The following is a 17,224-nucleotide window of genomic DNA, read 5'->3' on the forward strand; positions in this document are numbered from 1 at the left end:
CGCGACGGCCCGCCGCGGCGGCGGCACGCGCGACCCGGGCGGCACTCGACTCGGGCGCAGCGACGTCGCCCGCTGCCACGCCCGTTGCCACGCCCGCCGGCCCGACCGCCGGCTCATCCGGCAGGAGGTATGTCCAGGCGGACACCGGGGATACCCCCGCGGTGAGCAGCACCGCCAGCCGCTGGGTCACCGCCGCGACCTCGTCGATCGGTGGGTCGCCTCGCCGCCTCACGCGGGCTCCAGGACCAGTCGGCCACGCCCATCGAGGGTGAAGCGTCCGACCTGGGCCAGCCGCCGCGAGCCGCCGGCGCGTTCGAGGTGAAGCACCAGGCCGATGGCGCTGACCGTCTGCCGGGCCACCGCCTCCGCGCTCATCCCGGCGAGCGCGCCGAGCGCCTCCAGCCGCGCCGGGACATCCCTCAGGGAGTTGGCATGCAACGTGCCGGCGCCACCGTCGTGGCCGGTGTTCAGCGCGGCCAGCAGCTCCCGGACCTCCTCGCCACGGCATTCGCCGAGCACCAGCCGGTCCGGCCGCATCCGCAGCGCCTCGCGCAGCAGGCTCCGCAGGCCGATCCGGCCGGCGCCCTCGAGGTTCGCCTGCCGTGACTCCAGGGCCACGACGTGGGGGTGCGCTATCCGCAGTTCCGCGACGTCCTCGATCACGACGATCCGTTCTGCGGGGGGCGCCTCACCGAGCAGTGCCGCGAGGAGCGTGGTCTTGCCGCTTCCGGCGGCGCCGGTGATCAGCAGGTTCTCCCGGTCGCGCACGGCCCCGCGCAGCCTGGCGAGCCGGGCGGCTGCGGCCTCGCCGACACCGAACAGCCCGGCGTCCGCCAGGGCCGCGAGGCCGAGCCGCTCGGCATTGGGAAGCCGGATCGAGAGGAGCGTGCCCGTGCTCGAGACCGGCGGCAGCACCGCGTGCACGCGGATGCCGTCGGCGAGGCGCACATCGACGCAGGGGCTAGCCTCGTCGAGGTGGCGTCCGCCCAGGGCGATCAGCCGGACCGCCAGCTCGCGCAGCTGCTGTTCGGCGCAGTGCCAGTCCGGCTCGTGGACGAGGCCCCGGCCGCCGTCCAGCCACAGCCCGGCTTCCCCGTTGACAAACAGGTCGGTGACCGGTCCGGATGCCGCGTATTCGGCCAGCGGACCGAGCCCCGAGACATCCGCGGCCGGAGCAGCGGCCAGCGCCGCGGCCGGAGCACCGGCCGGCGCAGAGGCCGCAGCCGGGGCCGCAGCAGCTACGCGACCCGGGTCGGGCGCCTCCCCCTTCAGGGGCTGCCGGGGCGCCGGCGCGTACGACGGAACGGCGACGAACGGGGTAAGCATGCGCCGAAGTTACGCCGTGTTACGCCGCGGTGCGGGCCAACGGGCCCGCAGCGGTGAGCCGCCGCTCGACGGCCGGGCTGGGGAGGACGAGCAGCCGGCTCCTCGGGGCCCGTTCAGCCGACGGGGCGGGCCATGCGGACAGACTGCCGGTCCGTCGGCCGGGAGGGCGGGCGAAAAAATGACGGTTGATCAGGACGCGCGCCGAGACGGCCGTTAAAAAGAGGGGGGCGGCACCTATTGGGGGGAACAGGTGCCGCCTCGGCAACGCGCTGATTGGGGGGAACCATGCGCGTTGCTGTTCAGAACTTTCGTTCAGACGCGTCTTAGTTTACGCAAAATGGGGGGAAGTGCAAGTCCTCTGTGTCCTCATAAATGAGGACACGTTTCAACCGGTTCCGAGGAGCCCTGTCAACGGCCTCCGGAGACCTCGCTGTCGCCCCCATCGAGGGCCCTACCGGCGCGGTAAGGTACTTTCCGGGGGCCCCACCGCGCCTGAGTCACCTCATCGCAAAGGAGCGACACCAGAACCATGAGCGTCCAGATCGATCACCTCCTCAACGAAACCCGCCATTTTCCGCCCACCCCCGAGTTCGCCGCGCAGTCGGTGGCGACGCCGGAGTTGTACACGGATGCCGCGGCCGACCGCCTCGGCTTCTGGGCGAACCAGGCCCGGGAACTCCTGCACTGGCACAAGCCGTTCACCAAGACCCTCGACTGGACCAACCCGCCGTTCGCCAAGTGGTTCGAGGACGGCGAACTGAATGTCGCCTACAACTGCCTCGACCGGCACGTGCTGGCCGGCAACGGCGACCGCGTCGCCCTGTACTGGGAAGGCGAACCGGGCGAGACCCGCGCCATCACCTATGCCGAGCTGACCGCGGAGGTCAAACGCGCCGCCAACGTGCTGACCAAACTCGGCGTGACCGCGGGCGACCGGGTCGCGGTGTACCTGCCGATGATCCCGGAGGCCATCGTCGCCATGCTGGCGATCGCCCGGGTCGGCGCCGTGCACTCGGTCATCTTCGGCGGCTTCAGCCCGGAGAGCATCAGCGCGCGCATCGACGACGCGGATGCCGTGCTCGTCATCACCGCAGACGGCGGCTACCGCAAGGGCAAGGTGTCCGCGCTCAAGCCGGCCGTCGACGAAGCCCTCTCCAGCGGCGAGTCCTACGTGCGCAACGTGCTCGTGGTCAAGCGCACCGGGCAGGACGTGGACTGGAACGAACGCGACCTGTGGTGGCACGAGGAGCTGGCCTCGGTCGACGCCGAGCACGAGGCGCAGCCGTTCGCCGCCGAGAACCCGTTGTTCATCCTGTACACCTCGGGCACGACCGGCAAGCCCAAGGGCATCCTGCACACGACCGGCGGCTACCTCACCCAGGCCGCGTTCACGCACAAGAACGTGTTCGACCTGCGCCCCGAGACGGACGTCTACTGGTGCACGGCCGACATCGGCTGGATCACCGGCCACAGCTACGTGACCTACGGCCCGCTCGCCAACGGCGCCACCCAGGTTCTCTACGAGGGCACGCCGGACACGCCGCACCCCGGCCGCTGGTGGGAGCTCATCGAGAAGTACAAGGTGACCATCCTGTACACGGCGCCCACGGCCATCCGCACGTTTATGAAGCTGGGTCGCCAGATCCCGCAGAAGTTCGACCTGTCCAGCCTGCGGGTGCTCGGGTCGGTCGGTGAGCCGATCAACCCGGAGGCGTGGATGTGGTACCGCGAGGTCATCGGCGGCAACAAGGCCCCGGTCGTGGACACCTGGTGGCAGACCGAGACCGGCGGGATCATGATTTCCGCGCTCCCGGGGCTCACGACCACCAAACCCGGCGCGGCGCAGGTGCCGATCCCGGGTGTCTCGATCGACGTGCTCGACGACGACGGCAAGCACGTCGGCCACGGCAACGGCGGCCTGCTCGTCGTGACCGAACCCTGGCCGGGGATGCTCCGCGGAATCTGGGGCGACCCGGAGCGCTTCAAGGAGACCTACTGGGACAAGTTCGGCAACAAGGCGCTCTACTTCGCCGGCGACGGCGCCCGCCTCGACGAGGAGGGCGACATCTGGCTGCTCGGCCGGGTCGACGACGTGATGAACGTGTCGGGCCACCGGCTGTCAACGGCGGAGATCGAGTCGTCGCTGGTCGCGCATCCGATGACGGCGGAGGCCGCCGTCGTGGGCGCCTCGGACGAGGTCACCGGCCAGGCGGTCGTGGCGTTCGTGATCATCAAGTTCAGCCACCTCGACGACACCTCGCACGCGGACATCGCGGCGACCCTGCGCGCCCACGTCGCCCAGCAGATCGGTGCGATCGCCCGTCCGAAGCACATCTTCATCGTGAAGGAGCTGCCGAAGACGCGTTCGGGCAAGATCATGCGACGCCTGCTGCGGGATGTCGCGGAGGGCCGCGAGATCGGCGACGTGACTACGCTCGCCGACACGATGGTGATGCAGTCGATCAGCAACACGATGAAGTAGCCCCGCCGGGATCTCGACAAGCTCGATCACCGCGACAAGCTCGATCACCGCGACAAGCTCGATCACCGCGACAGGCTCGATCACCGATCCGGTGGTCGAGCCTGTCGAGACCGGTTAGGCGAAGGCGACGACCAGCTCGACCTCGACCGGGGCATCCAGCGGCAGCACGGCGACGCCGACGGCCGACCGGGCGTGCCGGCCGAGCTCGCCGAAGATCTCGCCGAGCACCTCGGAGGCCCCGTTGATCACGCCGGGCTGGCCGGTGAATGACGGGTCGGATGCGACGAATCCGGTGACCTTGACGACCTGCGTGATCCGGTCGAGCGACCCGATCACCGCCTTGATCGCGGCCAGGCCGTTGAGCGCCGCGATGCGGGCGTACTCCTTGGCGTCGGCGGCGGGAACGAGCCCATGCCCGTCGCCGACCTTGCCGGTGGCGGCCATGGCGCCCGACACCATCGGCAGCTGGCCGGAGGTGAAGACGAGCGCCCCGGCGACGACGGCCGGAACGTACGCGGCGACCGGCGGAACAACGGAGGGAAGATCGATGCCCAGCTCGGCCAGGCGTGCCTCAATCTGCGACATGGTCATGCTCCTTCCGACCCGGCGACCGGGCGCTTGAGGTAGGCGACGAGCCCGCCTTCCGGACCTGTGACGACCTGCACGAGCTCCCAGCGATCAGAGCCCCAGTTGTTGAGGATTGCGGCTGTGTTGTGGATCATCAGCGGCGTTGTGAGGTACTCCCAGGCTGGCATGTGTCTCCGATTCAGGCGGTTTTTCAGTTTTGTCCCTTACGCTCAAGTCTATGTCTGCCAAAAAACGAACGGTTAGCGGAGCTCTCGGCGGCTTCATCGGTTTTGTCGCCATGAGTGCTGTCGCCGGTGTTCTGGTCACCGCCGCCATCACGCCCGCGATCGCCGTTTCCGGCATGGCCGCGACCAACACGATCAACGTCTTCGAGAACCTTCCGGACTACCTGGCCATCGACCAGCTGTCCCAGAAGAGCAACATTTACGCCACCGGGTCCGACAAGAAACCGGTCTTGCTTGCCTCCTTCTACGACCAGAACCGGGTCGAAGTCGAGTGGGATTCGATCAGCCAGTACGTTAAGGATGCCGCCATCGCCGGTGAGGACCCGCGCTTCTACCAGCACAACGGCGTCGACCTGCAGGGCACCCTGCGCGCGACGGTGAAGAGCGTCGCTGGAGCACAGGGCGGGGGTGGGTCCTCCATCACGCAGCAGTACGTCAAGAACGTCCTCGTGCAGAAGTGCGAGGTAATCAACGACAAGAAGAAGCAGGAGGCTTGCTACAGCACCGCCACGAAGGCGACGCCTGACCGCAAACTCAAGGAGATGCGCCTTGCGATCGGCGTGGAGAAGAAGTACGAGAAGAACGACATCCTCCGCCAGTACCTGAACATCACGGGCTTCGGCGGAACGGTTTACGGCATCGAGGCCGCATCCAACTACTACTTCGGCATCAGCGCCGCGAAGCTGTCGCTGCCGATGGCCGCGAGCCTGGTCGCCATCGTGAACAACCCGGTCAAGTTCCAGCTCGACCGCCCCAATAGCGAGACCAACGGCGCCGCCAACGGCTACGCGGCCAACAAGGAACGCCGGGACTACATCCTCGGCGAGATGCTCAAGCACAAGAAGGTCTCGAAGAAGGACTACGACGCGGCCGTGGCCACCAAGATCGAGCCCAAGATCACCGAGCCGAGCACGGGCTGCAAGACGGCGGGCAACCGGGCTTATTTCTGCGACTACGTCACCAAGACCCTCCTCAACAACCCGACGTTCGGCGAGGACAGGGAGAAGCGGCTGCTCAACTTCCGACGCGGCGGATACGACGTTTACACCACACTTGACCTCGACCTGCACCAGGCCGCGGTCGACACACTGGACAAGCACGTCCCCAAGGTCTGGAGCGGCGGCGACGTCGGTGCCGTTGTGTCGAGCGTCCAGGTCGGCACCGGCCGCGTGCTCGCGATGGCTCAGAACAAGGATTACAGCCAGGACCCGGCCGTCCAGGCAACCGGCCGCAACTACTCCGGCCTGAACTACAACACCGACAAGTCCGACGGCGGCTCGCTCGGTTTCCAGCCCGGATCCACGTACAAGGTCTTCACCCTCGCCGAATGGCTCAAGGAGGGGCACACGCTCAATGAGCGCGCCGACTCCCGCCGCAAGGCCGACTGGGGAACGTTCCAGGACAGCTGCGACGGTCCCACGAGCTTCCCCGGATTCAACCCGCGCAACGACGCGAACGAGGCCGGCACTAACTACAGCGCCCTCCAGTCAACGGTCGGCTCCATCAATACGGGCTTCATTGGGATGGCCAAAAAGCTCGACCTCTGCGGCATCAGAAACACCGCCGAGTCGTTCGGCGTGCACCGCGCCGACAATAAGGACCTTGAGAAGGGTGCCAGTGCGGTTCTCGGAACGAACGAGATCGCGCCGCTGTCGATGGCCGTCGCCTTCGCCGGGATCGCGAACAAGGGCAAGACCTGCTCCCCGATCGTGATCGACAGGATCACCGGGCCGACCGGCGACGACATTCCGGTTCCGAAGTCGAAGTGCACGCAGTCCGTGACACCGGATGTCGCAGCGGGGATGACCTACGCGATGCAACGCGTGATGTCCGGAGGCACCGGCCAGGCCTCCAATAACAACACCTACCCGCACGTGCCGATGATCGGCAAGACCGGAACCACCGACGGCGCCAAGGACACCTGGATGAGCGGCGCCTCGTCCAAGGTGGCCACGGTGGTCGGCGTGGTCAGTGTCACCGGGAAGCTCAGCCAGCGGAAAATGTGGTTCGACAATGGCGAGAGGGTCTCTGACGCGCGCCACAAGATGTGGCCGGACATCATGTCGGTTGCGAACGCCAAGTACGGCGGAGACTCCTTCCCCGAACCGTCGTTCAAGACGATCCAGGCGCCCCAGGTGACCGTCCCCGACGTGCGCGGCAAGTCGATGGAGGAAGCGCAGGCCATCCTCACCGGCGCAGGCTTCGACTCCGTCGACGGCGGCGTCATCGACTCCGAAATGCCCGCCGGCACCGTGGCGGGCACCGACCCGGCCGGCGGAACCCGCACCGGCCGCGGATCCACCATCACCGTGTACACGAGCAACGCCACGCTCAAGGTGCTGCCGGATGTCGTCGGGAAGACCGAGGCGGAGGCGACGGCCGCACTAGCGGGCTTCGCGGTCGACAAGAAGGAACAGGATGTCACCGATCCGTCGCAGGTGGGCAAGGTGATCTCGATGGATCCGGGCGCGGGAACCGGGATGAAACCGGGCGGCAAGGTGACCATCGTCATCGGCAAGCTCGGCGCCGACCCCGGCAAGAAGCCATGACCCGGGGGCGCCTCGTCGGATCGACCGCCGTCGCCTTAGGCGCGGCCGGCCTGGCCGCGTTCGCCTGGGGCGCCCTGGTCGAACGCAAGCGGTTCACGCTGCGCGAGATCGACGTCCCGGTGCTCGCGCCGGGCTCCGACCCGATCCGGGTGCTGCACCTGTCCGACCTGCACATGGCCCCGTGGCAGACCGAGAAGCAGGAGTGGATTCGCGGCCTGGCCGAGCTGAAGCCCGACCTGATCGTCAACACGGGTGACAACCTCGGCCACGAAGACGGGATCCGCGGCGTCGAGTACGCCCTGGCTCCGTTCAGCGGCATCCCCGGGGTCTTCGTGAACGGCTCGAACGACTACGTCGGCCCGCGCCCCCTCAACCCGCTCAAGTACTTCGGCGGCCCGTCCGTCCGCCGCCAGACGGAGCCGCGCGCGCTCGACATCGGCACCCTGCACGACGTCTTCGCCGACCTCGGCTGGACCGACATCGACAACGCGGCTGCCGCGCTCGAGTTGAACGGGACCCGCCTCGAGTTCTTCGGGGTCGACGACCCGCACCACGGCCTGGACCGGCTCGACCTCATCACCCGGGCGATCGACGACCTGCGCGCGAACGACCCGCTCGCCGAGGAGACCTGGCCCGACCCGGAGCAGGCGCCCGACCCGCGCCCCACCGTCACGATCGGCGTCACCCACGCGCCGTACCAGCGGGTGCTCAACTCCTTCGTGAACCACGGCGCGCAGCTGATCCTCGCCGGGCACACCCACGGCGGCCAGGTCTGCGTGCCCGGCTTCGGCGCGCTCGTCACGAACTGCGACATCCCGCGCGCCCAGGTCAAGGGCCTGAGCCTGTGGGACTCCGGCCTGCACACGTCGTACCTGCACGTGTCGGCCGGCCTCGGCACGTCGATCTACGCCCCCGTGCGGTTCGCCTGCCCGCCCGAGGCGACCCTGCTCACCCTCGTCGGCGCGTAGGGCCGATCCACGGGGCTCCCGGGCCCCGTCAGCGGGCGCCCGATTTTCGATCTATACTTGTGGAGGCCCACGGGCCATCGGGGTATGGCGCAGCTTGGTAGCGCGCGTCGTTCGGGACGACGAGGTCGCAGGTTCAAATCCTGTTACCCCGACAGCAGCACAGAGGAAGGGCCACACATCGTGTGGCCCTTCCTCTCGTTCTACCCCGTGAGGGGTCGCATATCGACCTTCGTTGGGCCGGGGAAGGTCGATTTGCGACCCCTCAGCGCTCTCTCAGCGCTCCCTCAGCGGAGGGATGCCGGCGGGTGCAGCGTGAGGGTGTCCCGGATCAGGCACAGGAGCATCCGTCGGTCGGCGAGTTCGTCGGCGGCGATTTCGACGACGTGCCAGCCAGCCGCGGGGAGCCGGGCAACCCTGGTGCGGTCCTTGCGCCACCGGTCCGGCTCGCTGCGGTGGTAATCGCCCTGGTACTCGAAGATGACCCGGTGCGCGGGGAAGCAGAGGTCGGCCCGGGCGATGACCCGGCCGAACGCGTCTGTGATCGGATGGTTCACCTCCAGGCCGAGGATGCCGGCGCGCACGATCGTCACCCGGATGACCGACTCGGGCGGTGACTCGGCCCGTTCGTCGAGCAGCCCCAGCGCCTCGAGCAGGCGCGCCCGCCCGCGTCGGGCCGGGTGGCGCGCGGCGGCGGCCGCCAGGTCCGCGCGGCCGGCGAGCGGATGCCGGTGGTGGATGATGTAGTCCCCCGCGGCGACGAGGTCCTCGACATCGAGGACCGCTGCGAGGTCGCACCACGTGCGCGCGGCCGTCGTGAGCCGCAGTCCGAGCCACTCGCCCACGTCATCGATGTCGAGTTGAAGCTTGTGACCGATGGATCCCACGGCCCGGCAGGCGCGCATCGGCGCCGGCATGCCGACGTGGAGCTGCGGCGCCAGGGCCAGCCTCGGCGGGAGCGGGATGCCCATGATCAGCGCGGCCGTGACCGTGCAGAAGAACGCGGCGTCCGGCATCCGCAGTTGGAGCGCCTCGGCCCGCTCGCTCACCGAGACCGGGGCGGCCGGCGAGCGGATGCTGTGGAACGGCCGGGCGAGGTCCGGACCGCGCAGCCGACCCTCGCCGATGCCGTGATCGGCCGCCGTTCGGGTGGTGAAGGAGCCGTCGCGGAACTCGGCCGGGAGCGGAAGTCGGGAGGCCACGCGCCCAGAGTGCCGCATCCGGCTCCGCCGTGGTCGGGGTTATCCACAGCATCGGCGCCGGCCGGCGCGTGAGGGGTCGCATATCGACCTTCGTTGGGCCGGGGAAGGTCGATTTGCGACCCCTCGCGAGGAAAAAACAGAGCTACCGGGCGAGGGCCGGCGCGGGCGCCGCGGCGCGCAGGCCCGCCACGATTTCGAGCGAGCGGATGCGGCCCTCGATCGTCGAGGCCTGCGAGCTGAGCATCAGCTCGTCCGCGCCGGTCGAATCGAGCAGCGCGGTCAGTTTGGCGTCCACCTCGGCCGGGGTGCCGACCGCCTGGCGCCGGTTCCGGGCCTCGATGAAGTCCCGCTCCAGCGTCGAGAACTCGTAGGCCAGGGCCTCCGCGATCGACACGGGCTCGGGCTTCTGGCCCTGCCGCATCCGGAGGAAGGTGAGCAGCCCTGGCAGCGACTCCCGGCGCACCACCTCGGGGTCGTCGTCGCTGACGAGGCCGACGGCGATCATCGTGTACGGCGCGTCGAGGAACCGGCTGGGCTCGAACCGCTCGCGGTAGATGGCGAGCGCCGCCTCCGTGTTGTCGCCGGCGAAGTGGTGGGCGAAGGCGAACGGCAGCCCAAGCGCTGCGGCGACCTGGGCGCTGAAGCCGCTGGAGCCGAGGAGCCACATCTGCGGGGCGTCGCCGAGCCCGGGGTAGGCGGTGATGCTGCGCATCGGGTTGGCGTCCGCCATCCCACCGTGGAAGAAGCCGATCAGGTCCACGAGCTGCTGCGGGAAGTCGTCGACGCCGAGCCCCTCGGTGCTGCGCCGCAGGGCCATCGCGGTGGCGCCATCCGTGCCGGGAGCCCGGCCGATCCCGAGGTCGATCCGGTCGCCGTACAGGGCGCGCAGGGTGCCGAACTGCTCGGCAACGACGAGCGGGGCGTGGTTGGGCAGCATGACGCCGCCCGAGCCGACCCGGATGCGTTCGGTGCGGGCCGCGATGCCAGCGATCAGCACCGGCGGCGCGCTCGAGGCGATCGCCGGCATGTTGTGGTGCTCGGCGACCCAGAACCGGTCGTAGCCGAGGTTTTCCGCGGCCTGGGCGAGGCGGATGCTGCCGGCCACGGCCTCCGCGTTGGTTCCGCTGGCGGGGCGGCTGGCCAGGTCGAGCACGTTGATCGGTAGAGTTTTCATCCCTCGGTGCAACCCCGGGCCCGACGTGTTGATTCCCGGCAGCGACCGATGGGCCGGGCGGCGTTCACATCGGATCCGTGACTAGTATGGGGCGATCGACGGTGATGCGGTTTCAGCTGCGCCACCGGAGCGGAGCGGGCCTCTGCGACGGGTGAGGTGATTGAGTGAGCAGTGCCGACGTGATGCAGCGCACAGCGCTCCACCGCACAACGCTGTTCCTGACCTTCGCCTACCTGGTCGTGCTCGCCTTGATCGCGTTCTGGCCCGCCCCCGTCGACCGGGACGCCGAGCAACTGCTCGGCTCTTTCGTCGGCTGGCTCCAGCGGCACGGGGCGCCGCTCTGGATGCAGTACGACGCGATCGAATTCGGCGCGAACATCGCGCTGTTCTTCCCGGTCGGGCTCTTCGTGGTGATCCTCGCCGGCGCGCGCCGCTGGTGGCTCGGGCTGTTCGTCGGATTCACCGCCAGCTGCGCGATCGAGATCGGCCAGCTCGCGTTCCTCCCGGCCCGGTTCGCGACGGTCAATGACGTCGTCGCGAACACTGCGGGCGCCACCGCCGGGGCGATAGCGGCAGTGCTGCTACTGCTCGCCCTCGGCGTGCCGGCCAACCGCCACCTGTAGGGCCGGCCGCCAGATCTCCCGAGTTGGCCACCATCGGAGCGTCGATCCCCGGCGGACGGGGTGCCGCGGCGGATACTGGGGGAATGGCCAACGCGCGCGTCCGTCGTCCGCCGGGCGGCGATCAGCGCACCGGGCGGCACCGCACGTTGTCGGTGCGGTCGCGGATCGTGGTTTCGATCCTGGCCGTCGCGGCGCTGGGCCTCGCCGCCTCCGGAGTCGCGGCGTACCTCGTGCAGCGCGAGGGCGTGGTCGCCGGCATCGACGCACGGCTGCTGCGCACCGTCCCCGACCTGAAGGCCATCGCCTCCGGCGCGACCACCGACAGCGACGCTGCCGGCGGCGCCCGCACCGACGCCACCGCCGCGACCACCGCCACCGAGACCACCGCAGCCGCGACGAGCGCCGCCGCGCCCACGCCGCTGGCCAGCGTGGATGCCATTCTCCGGGTGGCCATGAAGCAGGTCATCCCGGCCGCGAACGAGAGCGTCCTCGGCCTGATCGACGGCAAGCCGGCCCTGGTGCCGGCGGCGAACCTGCCCTTCCGGCTGGACAAGGACGCCGCCTTCGTCGCGCGGGTCCTGGACGAGGCCGATCCGAGCCAGGTCGTGATCGGCACGGCGAAGAGCACGGACCGGACCCTGCGTTACCTGATCGTGCCGGTCAGCGCCGCCGGCGACCCGAGCTCGGGCCTCTACGTCGCCGCGTTCGATCTCGACGCGGAACTCGGCCTGGTCGCCGACTCCTTCCAGACCTTCCTGCGAGTGGCGCTGGCCGCCCTGATCGTCGTCGGGCTGGTCGCCTGGTTCGTGGCCGGGAGGCTGCTCCGACCGATCCGGCTGCTGCGGGATGCCGCCGCCGGCAGCACCAACGCCGCCGATCTCACCGAGCGCGTGCCGGTCACCGGCCACGACGACGTGTCCGAACTGGCCACGGCCATCAACGGCATGTTCGACCGCCTCCAGGCGTCGTCGATCAGCCAGCGCCGGCTGCTGGATGACATCGGCCACGAACTCAAGACGCCGATCACGATCATCCGCGGCCACCTCGAACTGCTCGACACGGCCAACGCTCGAGAAGTCGAGGCGACCAGGGACCTCGCCATCGACGAACTCGACCGGATGTCCACGCTCGTCTCCGAGATCTCCCTCCTGGCGTCGTCGTCGGCGCCGAACTTCGTCGAACCGGCCGAGGTCGACATCGAGTCGCTAACCGCCTTCGTCGGCGCGAAGGCCTCCGCGCTCGACCCGACGCGCACCTGGCAGGCCGAGTCCGCGACCGTGTTCGCCCGGATAGACTCCCGCCGGATCACCCAGGCCTGGTTGCAGCTCGCCGACAACGCGGCGAAATACTCGACCCCGGGGGCCCCGATCAGCATCCTCTCCGACGTCGCCGAGACCCCGGCGGGACCCCGGCTCAACCTGTCCGTGCGCGACTCCGGCCCCGGCATCGCCGCCGACGAGCAGGAGCGCATCTTCGAGCGCTTCCGCCGGCTCGAATCGAGCCGCCGGGTCCCCGGCTCGGGACTCGGCCTGTCGATCGTGTCGGCGATAGCCGAGGCCCACGGGGGCTCCGTGTTGCTGGAGAGCGCCCCCGGCACGGGATCCGTCTTCACGATCAGCATTCCACTCGTCGCCGAGGCGGCAATCCCCGACGCCCTCGTCGGCGCAGAAGCATAGGGAGCACCAGGTGACCAGGATTCTCATCGCCGAGGACGAGTCGCGCATCGCGTCATTCGTCGAGAAAGGGCTGCGTGCGGCCGGTTTCCAGGTGACGATCGCCGGCGACGGCCGGAGGGCCCTCGCCGAGGCCGAGACCGGACAGTACGACCTGATGGTGCTCGACGTCGGGCTGCCGGGCCTCGACGGCTTCGACATCCTCGAGACCCTCCGCGGGGAGGGCAACCGGATCGCCGTGATCATGCTCACCGCCCGCGACTCGGCCGGCGACACCCTGCGCGGGCTCGAGGGCGGCGCCAACGACTACATGTCCAAGCCCTTCCGCTTCGACGAACTGCTGGCCCGCGTGCGGCTGCGGTTGACGGATGCCCGCCCGGAAGACCCCGGGACGCTGACGACGGGCGACCTCGAACTCGACCTCCGGACCCGGCGGATCCGGGTGGCCGGCACCGCCGTCGACCTCTCGGCGCGAGAATTCGGCCTGGCCGAGGAGTTCATCCGGCACCCCGACCAGGTGCTCAGCCGGGAACAGCTCCTCAGCCGCGTCTGGGGCCTGGACTACGACCCCGGCTCGAACGTGGTCGAGGTGTACGTGCGGTACCTGCGCGCGAAGATCGGCGCCGACCGGATCGAGACCGTCCGCGGCATGGGCTACCGCCTGAAATAGAAGAAGCCGGGGAGCGTCCAACCCGATGGACGCTCCCCGGCTCTGGGTACTGCCGGCAGGGGGGCGCCGACAGAGTGTGTGGGGGTTAGTGGTCGGACTCGCCCGACTTGTCCGACTCCGAACCACCGGAGTCGTGCGAGTCGCCTGAGTCCTCTGAGTCGTCGGAGTGATCCGCGTCGTCGGAGTGGTCGGCCTCGTCGGAGTCGTCTTCGACCTCGACCTCGACCGCGTCGCCAGGTTCGACGGCCTCAACGTGGTCCGAGGAGTCGGATTCCGACTCGTTCTCGCCGGCGTCGTCGGCGTCGTCCTCGACGGACGACGAGTGCTTCTCCGCCTTGGCGGCATCCCTGGCTGCCCGGGCGGCATCCTTGGCGGCGTCCCTGGCGGCCTTGTCGGCCTTGTCTTCGGCGCCCGGCGCCTCGTCCTCCGGCGCATCGGTGGATTCCGTGCCCCAGCCGAACAGCCCGTGGGCGTTCGGGTTCGCGTGCTCAAGGCCGTTCTCGCTGGCGTGTTCGGAGGCCGGCCCGACGCCGCTTACCGGCACGACCTCGCCCGGGACATCCAGGGATCCGGTGGTGGCGTACGCGCCGCCGGCGGCCAGGGCGACTCCGAGCAGGCTCGCTGCCCCGGTCATGATCAGCTTCGTTGACTTCTTCATGGTGCGCCCCTCGTTACCGGAACCCGCTGGTTCGTTGATGCAACACTGGCGACAGGTTATGAGTTCACCCGGAGAGTCGGATGAGAGAATTCTCATTCGCCGCGCGTGGTCTCAGCCGATCGTTTGCAGCTCCGGCTTGTAGGCGTCGACGGTGTCGGTGCGGAATGCCGTGCGCACCGCCTCGAACTTCCCCCAGTCGATGTTCACGATCGACTGCCCGTCCGGCGAGGAGCCGGTACCGCTCGTCGGCATGGTGAAGAACGTGACGTCGTCGGCGCGGATGTCGCGCAGCTCCACGCCGGTTGCGGCCATGTAGGCCAGGGTCAGCCCGTCATCCACGGCGAGGTGCGGGGTCACCGCGCTGACCAGCGTGCCGATCTTGCCCGGGCTGACCAGGGCCTGCCGGGCCAGGATGCTGGTCAGGAGGGCCTTGATCAGCAGCTGTTGGTTGCGTACGCGCTGGAAGTCGCCGTCCCGGAAGGCGTACCGCTCCCGAACGAAGGCGAGCGCTTCGGCGCCGTCCAGATGCAGGGGCCCCTTAGCGAAGTAGCGCGCCTTGAAGTGGGTGGCGGAGAAGCCGACCGGGTTGGTGAGGTCGACGCCGCCGAGGGCATCCGTGACGCCCTTGAAACCCTCGAAGTCGATCACGGCGACGTGGTCGATCCGCACGCCGAGCAGGCCCTCGATGGTCTCGACGGCGAGCGGGACGCCGCCCCAGGACAGGGCCGCGTTGACCTTCGCCTCGCCGTGGCCGGGGATCTTCAGCCAGCTGTCACGCATGATCGACATGACCTGGACATTCTGCCGGTCGGCCGGGATGTGCACGACCATGATCGTGTCGGACCGCTGGCCGCTGAGCCCTGCCAGCGACTGCCGCTTCGTGCCGCGCGTGTCCGAGCCGAGGAACAGGATGTTCTGCGCCTTCGCCGCCTCCCCCTCGAGCGCTCGCGGCCGGGTCGCCTGGTTCGTCGGGAACGCGCCGGGAATCTTCTCGACCTGGCTATCGAAAGTCTGGCTGAGATTCCAGGCGCTGACGCCGGCCACCCCGGCCACGCCGAGGACCAGCACGGTGACGGCGACGGATGCGATCCGCCAGACCCGTCGCCGGCGCGAGCGCGGTGCAACTGCAGCCATCGGATGGCCTCCTGGAACCGGACGGGAAAATTGTGACCTTAATATAGCCCGGCCTGTCACGGGGCGAAACGGAGCTACCGCCGGCAGGACGGTCGGCCAATAGACTGGATTCGGAAAATGAGGACTCGGCCTCGGAACGGTCGGAGGGCAAGCGATGGGGGAGTTCATACGCTGGGCGCTGGTGCCGGTCATGCGGGCCTGGGCCGCCCGGGCGGGCGCGGGGCTCGGGCACGTGCCACGGCCGACGGATGCCCCGCACGCGCGGTCGGCGGGCATTGACAGCGACCGAGTGCTCGTCTTCGGCAGCGGTCCGGCGGTCGGCTGGGGCGTGCTCAGCCACGATCTCGGGCTGCCGGGCTCACTCGCCCGGGCGCTGTCGGCCCGCACCAGGCGCGGAGTGGAGGTCGACGCCATCTTCAATCCGCATTCGACCGCCCGATCCGCCGTGGCGGACCTCCGCGACCACGATCTGAGCCGCTACGACGCCATCGTCGTCACCCTCGGCGGCAACGACGCGCTGACCCTCACCTCGGTGCGCGCCTGGCGCCGCGACCTGTCCGCCTTCCTGCGGATGCTCGTGCGCGGCTCCTCGCGCAGCACTCAGGTCTTCATGATGGGCGTCCAGCCGATTCGAGCCGTCCCCGTCTTCGACGGGCCGCTCGGCTCCATCGCCGAACGCCACGCGCAGCTCCTCAACCAGACCACGGCGGTGCTGTGCCGGTCGCTGCCCCGCACGACGTTCGTTCCGTTGACGGCGCGGCCGGGCGTCCCGTCCGACCGGTTCCGCACCGCGGAGGATTACCGCCACTGGGCGGGGTTGCTGGCCGACAGCATGGTCGGCCCGCTCGGGGTCGAGCGCCCCGGCGAGCGCGAGAGTCCGGCCTAGGAACCATACGGCCCACGCCCAGCCTGGTCGGATTACCCTCGATCCATGGGCAGGTTTGCGGACAGCTGGCGATCGCACCTCCTCACGACCTTTTCCGGCAACGCCGAGGGTCGCCCGCACTGGGTCGGTCCGATCGAGCAGGGCGACGACGCCGGCTACTTCGGCCCGGACTCCGCGGCCTGGGCGGTGCACGGCGGGATGGCGACGATGGTCGCCGGCATCCGTGCGTTGCTCATGCAGACCCTGCACCCGGGCGCGATGGCGGGCGTGCACGACTGGTCGCGGTACCGCGAGGACCCACTCGGGCGGCTCGGCGGCACCATCCAGTGGCTCGTCACGGTGACCTTTGCCGACACGAAACTGGCCGAGTTGGAGTCGTCGCGGGTGGCTCGCTTCCACGACCGGGTGGCGGGCACCTACCGTGACGCGCAGGGCGTCGAGCGTCCGTATTCGGCGGGCGACCCGGAGCTGCTGTCCTGGGTGCACGTGGTGTTCACCGACGCGTTCCTCGCCTGCGAGCAGCTGTGGGGCGGAGACATCCCGGGCGGAGCGGACGCCTACGTGCGGGAGTGGGCGACCGCCGGCGAACTCGTGGGCGTGCCGGCTACGCCGCGCTCGGAGCGGGAGCTGCGGGCCCAGCTGGCCGCGTTCTCCGAGGCCGGGGTACTCAAGAGCGACGAGCGCGTGGCCGAGGCGGTGCGCTTCATCCGCAACCCGCCGCTGCGGCGCTCGATGATGCCGGCCTACCGGGTGATGTTCGCGGGCGCGGTCGCGTCGCTGCCGGAGGAATACCGCCGGATGCTCGGGCTCCGGCGGTCCAGGCTGCCCGTCGTCTGGGCGACCGGGCTCGTGCTCGGGGCGGTTCGGATGCTCCTCGGCAGCTCGTCGACGTCCGAGGATGCCGCGCGGAAGCGAATCGCCCGGCTGGACGGCGTCGCCTCGGCCTGAGCCCGGGTCAGACGCCGCCGCCGGGAGTCGCCGAGAATCGGCGAGAATCGCCGTTTGTGCCGAGAGTCGCCGCAGCAACAGGACCTCTCGGCAGAAACGGCGACCCTCGGCGCATCCCCGCC

Annotated in this window: 15 protein-coding genes, 1 tRNA gene and 1 pseudogene; 9 read left to right on the plus strand and 8 right to left on the minus strand. The window is 69.6% G+C overall.

The features are described 5' to 3' along the window. Positions 1-232 (minus strand): annotated as a pseudogene (locus E3O23_RS02960) (hypothetical protein); the annotation flags it as partial. Further along, a complete protein-coding gene (locus E3O23_RS02965) occupies positions 229-1,326 on the minus strand; it encodes a TadA family conjugal transfer-associated ATPase (RefSeq protein WP_134488030.1) in 1,098 nt (365 codons plus the stop codon). The gene E3O23_RS02965 and the pseudogene E3O23_RS02960, both read right to left, overlap by 4 nt. Positions 1,327-1,855: 529 nt before the next feature. Between E3O23_RS02965 and acs the strand changes: the two genes are divergently transcribed. Continuing rightward, entirely contained in the window at positions 1,856-3,808 is a 1,953-nt protein-coding gene (gene acs / locus E3O23_RS02970) for an acetate--CoA ligase (protein WP_134488032.1), read from the plus strand. 114 nt (positions 3,809-3,922) lie between these two features. Here acs and E3O23_RS02975 read toward each other — a convergent pair whose 3' ends face one another. Together E3O23_RS02975 and E3O23_RS17980 are read right to left on the minus strand one after the other, a co-directional pair. Beyond that, positions 3,923-4,393, minus strand: coding sequence for a RidA family protein (locus tag E3O23_RS02975; RefSeq protein ID WP_134488034.1), 471 nt, complete (start codon positions 4,391-4,393; stop codon positions 3,923-3,925). 2 nt (positions 4,394-4,395) lie between these two features. Continuing rightward, the gene (locus tag E3O23_RS17980) at positions 4,396-4,563 is read right to left on the minus strand and encodes a Sp36 family protein (RefSeq protein ID WP_166790387.1); all 168 of its coding nucleotides are present in this window, start codon (positions 4,561-4,563) and stop codon (positions 4,396-4,398) included. A gap of 50 nt (positions 4,564-4,613) precedes the next feature. Between E3O23_RS17980 and E3O23_RS02980 the strand changes: the two genes are divergently transcribed. The 3 genes from E3O23_RS02980 to E3O23_RS02990 all read left to right on the plus strand — a co-directional run bounded on the left by E3O23_RS02980 (position 4,614) and on the right by E3O23_RS02990 (position 8,289). Beyond that, positions 4,614-7,169 (plus strand): transglycosylase domain-containing protein, encoded by a 2,556-nt coding sequence (locus E3O23_RS02980; RefSeq protein ID WP_134488036.1) that lies wholly within the window; start codon positions 4,614-4,616, stop codon positions 7,167-7,169. Continuing rightward, positions 7,166-8,137, plus strand: a complete 972-nt coding sequence (locus E3O23_RS02985; protein ID WP_134488038.1) for a metallophosphoesterase — start codon at positions 7,166-7,168, stop codon at positions 8,135-8,137. Before E3O23_RS02980 ends, E3O23_RS02985 begins: the two co-directional genes overlap by 4 nt. A 78-nt stretch (positions 8,138-8,215) precedes the next feature. Further along, a tRNA-Pro gene (locus E3O23_RS02990) sits at positions 8,216-8,289 on the plus strand. A gap of 132 nt (positions 8,290-8,421) precedes the next feature. Here the strand turns inward: E3O23_RS02990 and E3O23_RS02995 are convergent. Then, the gene (locus E3O23_RS02995) at positions 8,422-9,336 is read right to left on the minus strand and encodes a hypothetical protein (protein WP_134488040.1); all 915 of its coding nucleotides are present in this window, start codon (positions 9,334-9,336) and stop codon (positions 8,422-8,424) included. A gap of 142 nt (positions 9,337-9,478) precedes the next feature. Continuing rightward, complete coding sequence (locus E3O23_RS03000) at positions 9,479-10,510, minus strand: LLM class flavin-dependent oxidoreductase (RefSeq protein WP_134488042.1); 1,032 nt, start codon at positions 10,508-10,510, stop codon at positions 9,479-9,481. 164 nt (positions 10,511-10,674) lie between these two features. On the opposite strand from E3O23_RS03000, the gene E3O23_RS03005 reads away from it, so the two are divergent. From E3O23_RS03005 to E3O23_RS03015, 3 genes are all read left to right on the plus strand, one after another. Further along, positions 10,675-11,133 carry a VanZ family protein gene (locus E3O23_RS03005; protein WP_134488044.1) on the plus strand — a complete coding sequence of 153 codons (459 nt, stop codon included), beginning with the start codon at positions 10,675-10,677 and terminating at the stop codon, positions 11,131-11,133. 83 nt (positions 11,134-11,216) lie between these two features. Further along, complete coding sequence (locus E3O23_RS03010; RefSeq protein ID WP_134488046.1) at positions 11,217-12,809, plus strand: sensor histidine kinase; 1,593 nt, start codon at positions 11,217-11,219, stop codon at positions 12,807-12,809. 10 nt (positions 12,810-12,819) lie between these two features. After that, positions 12,820-13,476, plus strand: a complete 657-nt coding sequence (locus tag E3O23_RS03015) for a response regulator transcription factor (RefSeq protein WP_134488048.1) — start codon at positions 12,820-12,822, stop codon at positions 13,474-13,476. 85 nt (positions 13,477-13,561) lie between these two features. Here E3O23_RS03015 and E3O23_RS03020 read toward each other — a convergent pair whose 3' ends face one another. Then, positions 13,562-14,134, minus strand: coding sequence for a hypothetical protein (locus E3O23_RS03020; RefSeq protein ID WP_134488050.1), 573 nt, complete (start codon positions 14,132-14,134; stop codon positions 13,562-13,564). Positions 14,135-14,245: 111 nt separating this feature from the next. Then, on the minus strand, positions 14,246-15,268 hold the full coding sequence (locus E3O23_RS03025) for an LCP family protein (protein WP_166790388.1): 1,023 nt from the start codon (positions 15,266-15,268) through the stop codon (positions 14,246-14,248). A 154-nt stretch (positions 15,269-15,422) separates the two neighbouring features. On the opposite strand from E3O23_RS03025, the gene E3O23_RS03030 reads away from it, so the two are divergent. After that, on the plus strand, positions 15,423-16,154 hold the full coding sequence (locus tag E3O23_RS03030) for an SGNH/GDSL hydrolase family protein (RefSeq protein ID WP_134488054.1): 732 nt from the start codon (positions 15,423-15,425) through the stop codon (positions 16,152-16,154). Positions 16,155-16,199: 45 nt separating this feature from the next. Then, on the plus strand, positions 16,200-17,102 hold the full coding sequence (locus E3O23_RS03035) for an oxygenase MpaB family protein (protein ID WP_134488056.1): 903 nt from the start codon (positions 16,200-16,202) through the stop codon (positions 17,100-17,102). Positions 17,103-17,224 lie beyond the last annotated feature (122 nt).

The sequence above is a fragment of the Cryobacterium tagatosivorans genome (assembly GCF_004402215.1).
Classification (GTDB): domain Bacteria; phylum Actinomycetota; class Actinomycetes; order Actinomycetales; family Microbacteriaceae; genus Cryobacterium; species Cryobacterium tagatosivorans.

Excerpts from the sequence above, each read along its gene's own strand:
- E3O23_RS02965 (WP_134488030.1), bottom strand. The coding sequence starts at position 1,326 with ATGCTTACCCCGTTCGTCGCCGTTCCGTCGTACGCGCCGGCGCCCCGG.
- acs (WP_134488032.1), top strand. The coding sequence starts at position 1,856 with ATGAGCGTCCAGATCGATCACCTCCTCAACGAAACCCGCCATTTTCCG.
- E3O23_RS02975 (WP_134488034.1), bottom strand. The coding sequence starts at position 4,393 with ATGTCGCAGATTGAGGCACGCCTGGCCGAGCTGGGCATCGATCTTCCC.
- E3O23_RS17980 (WP_166790387.1), bottom strand. The coding sequence starts at position 4,563 with ATGCCAGCCTGGGAGTACCTCACAACGCCGCTGATGATCCACAACACA.
- E3O23_RS02980 (WP_134488036.1), top strand. The coding sequence starts at position 4,614 with ATGTCTGCCAAAAAACGAACGGTTAGCGGAGCTCTCGGCGGCTTCATC.
- E3O23_RS02985 (WP_134488038.1), top strand. The coding sequence starts at position 7,166 with ATGACCCGGGGGCGCCTCGTCGGATCGACCGCCGTCGCCTTAGGCGCG.
- E3O23_RS03000 (WP_134488042.1), bottom strand. The coding sequence starts at position 10,510 with ATGAAAACTCTACCGATCAACGTGCTCGACCTGGCCAGCCGCCCCGCC.
- E3O23_RS03010 (WP_134488046.1), top strand. The coding sequence starts at position 11,217 with ATGGCCAACGCGCGCGTCCGTCGTCCGCCGGGCGGCGATCAGCGCACC.
- E3O23_RS03020 (WP_134488050.1), bottom strand. The coding sequence starts at position 14,134 with ATGAAGAAGTCAACGAAGCTGATCATGACCGGGGCAGCGAGCCTGCTC.
- E3O23_RS03025 (WP_166790388.1), bottom strand. The coding sequence starts at position 15,268 with ATGGCTGCAGTTGCACCGCGCTCGCGCCGGCGACGGGTCTGGCGGATC.
- E3O23_RS03030 (WP_134488054.1), top strand. The coding sequence starts at position 15,423 with ATGGGGGAGTTCATACGCTGGGCGCTGGTGCCGGTCATGCGGGCCTGG.
- E3O23_RS03035 (WP_134488056.1), top strand. The coding sequence starts at position 16,200 with ATGGGCAGGTTTGCGGACAGCTGGCGATCGCACCTCCTCACGACCTTT.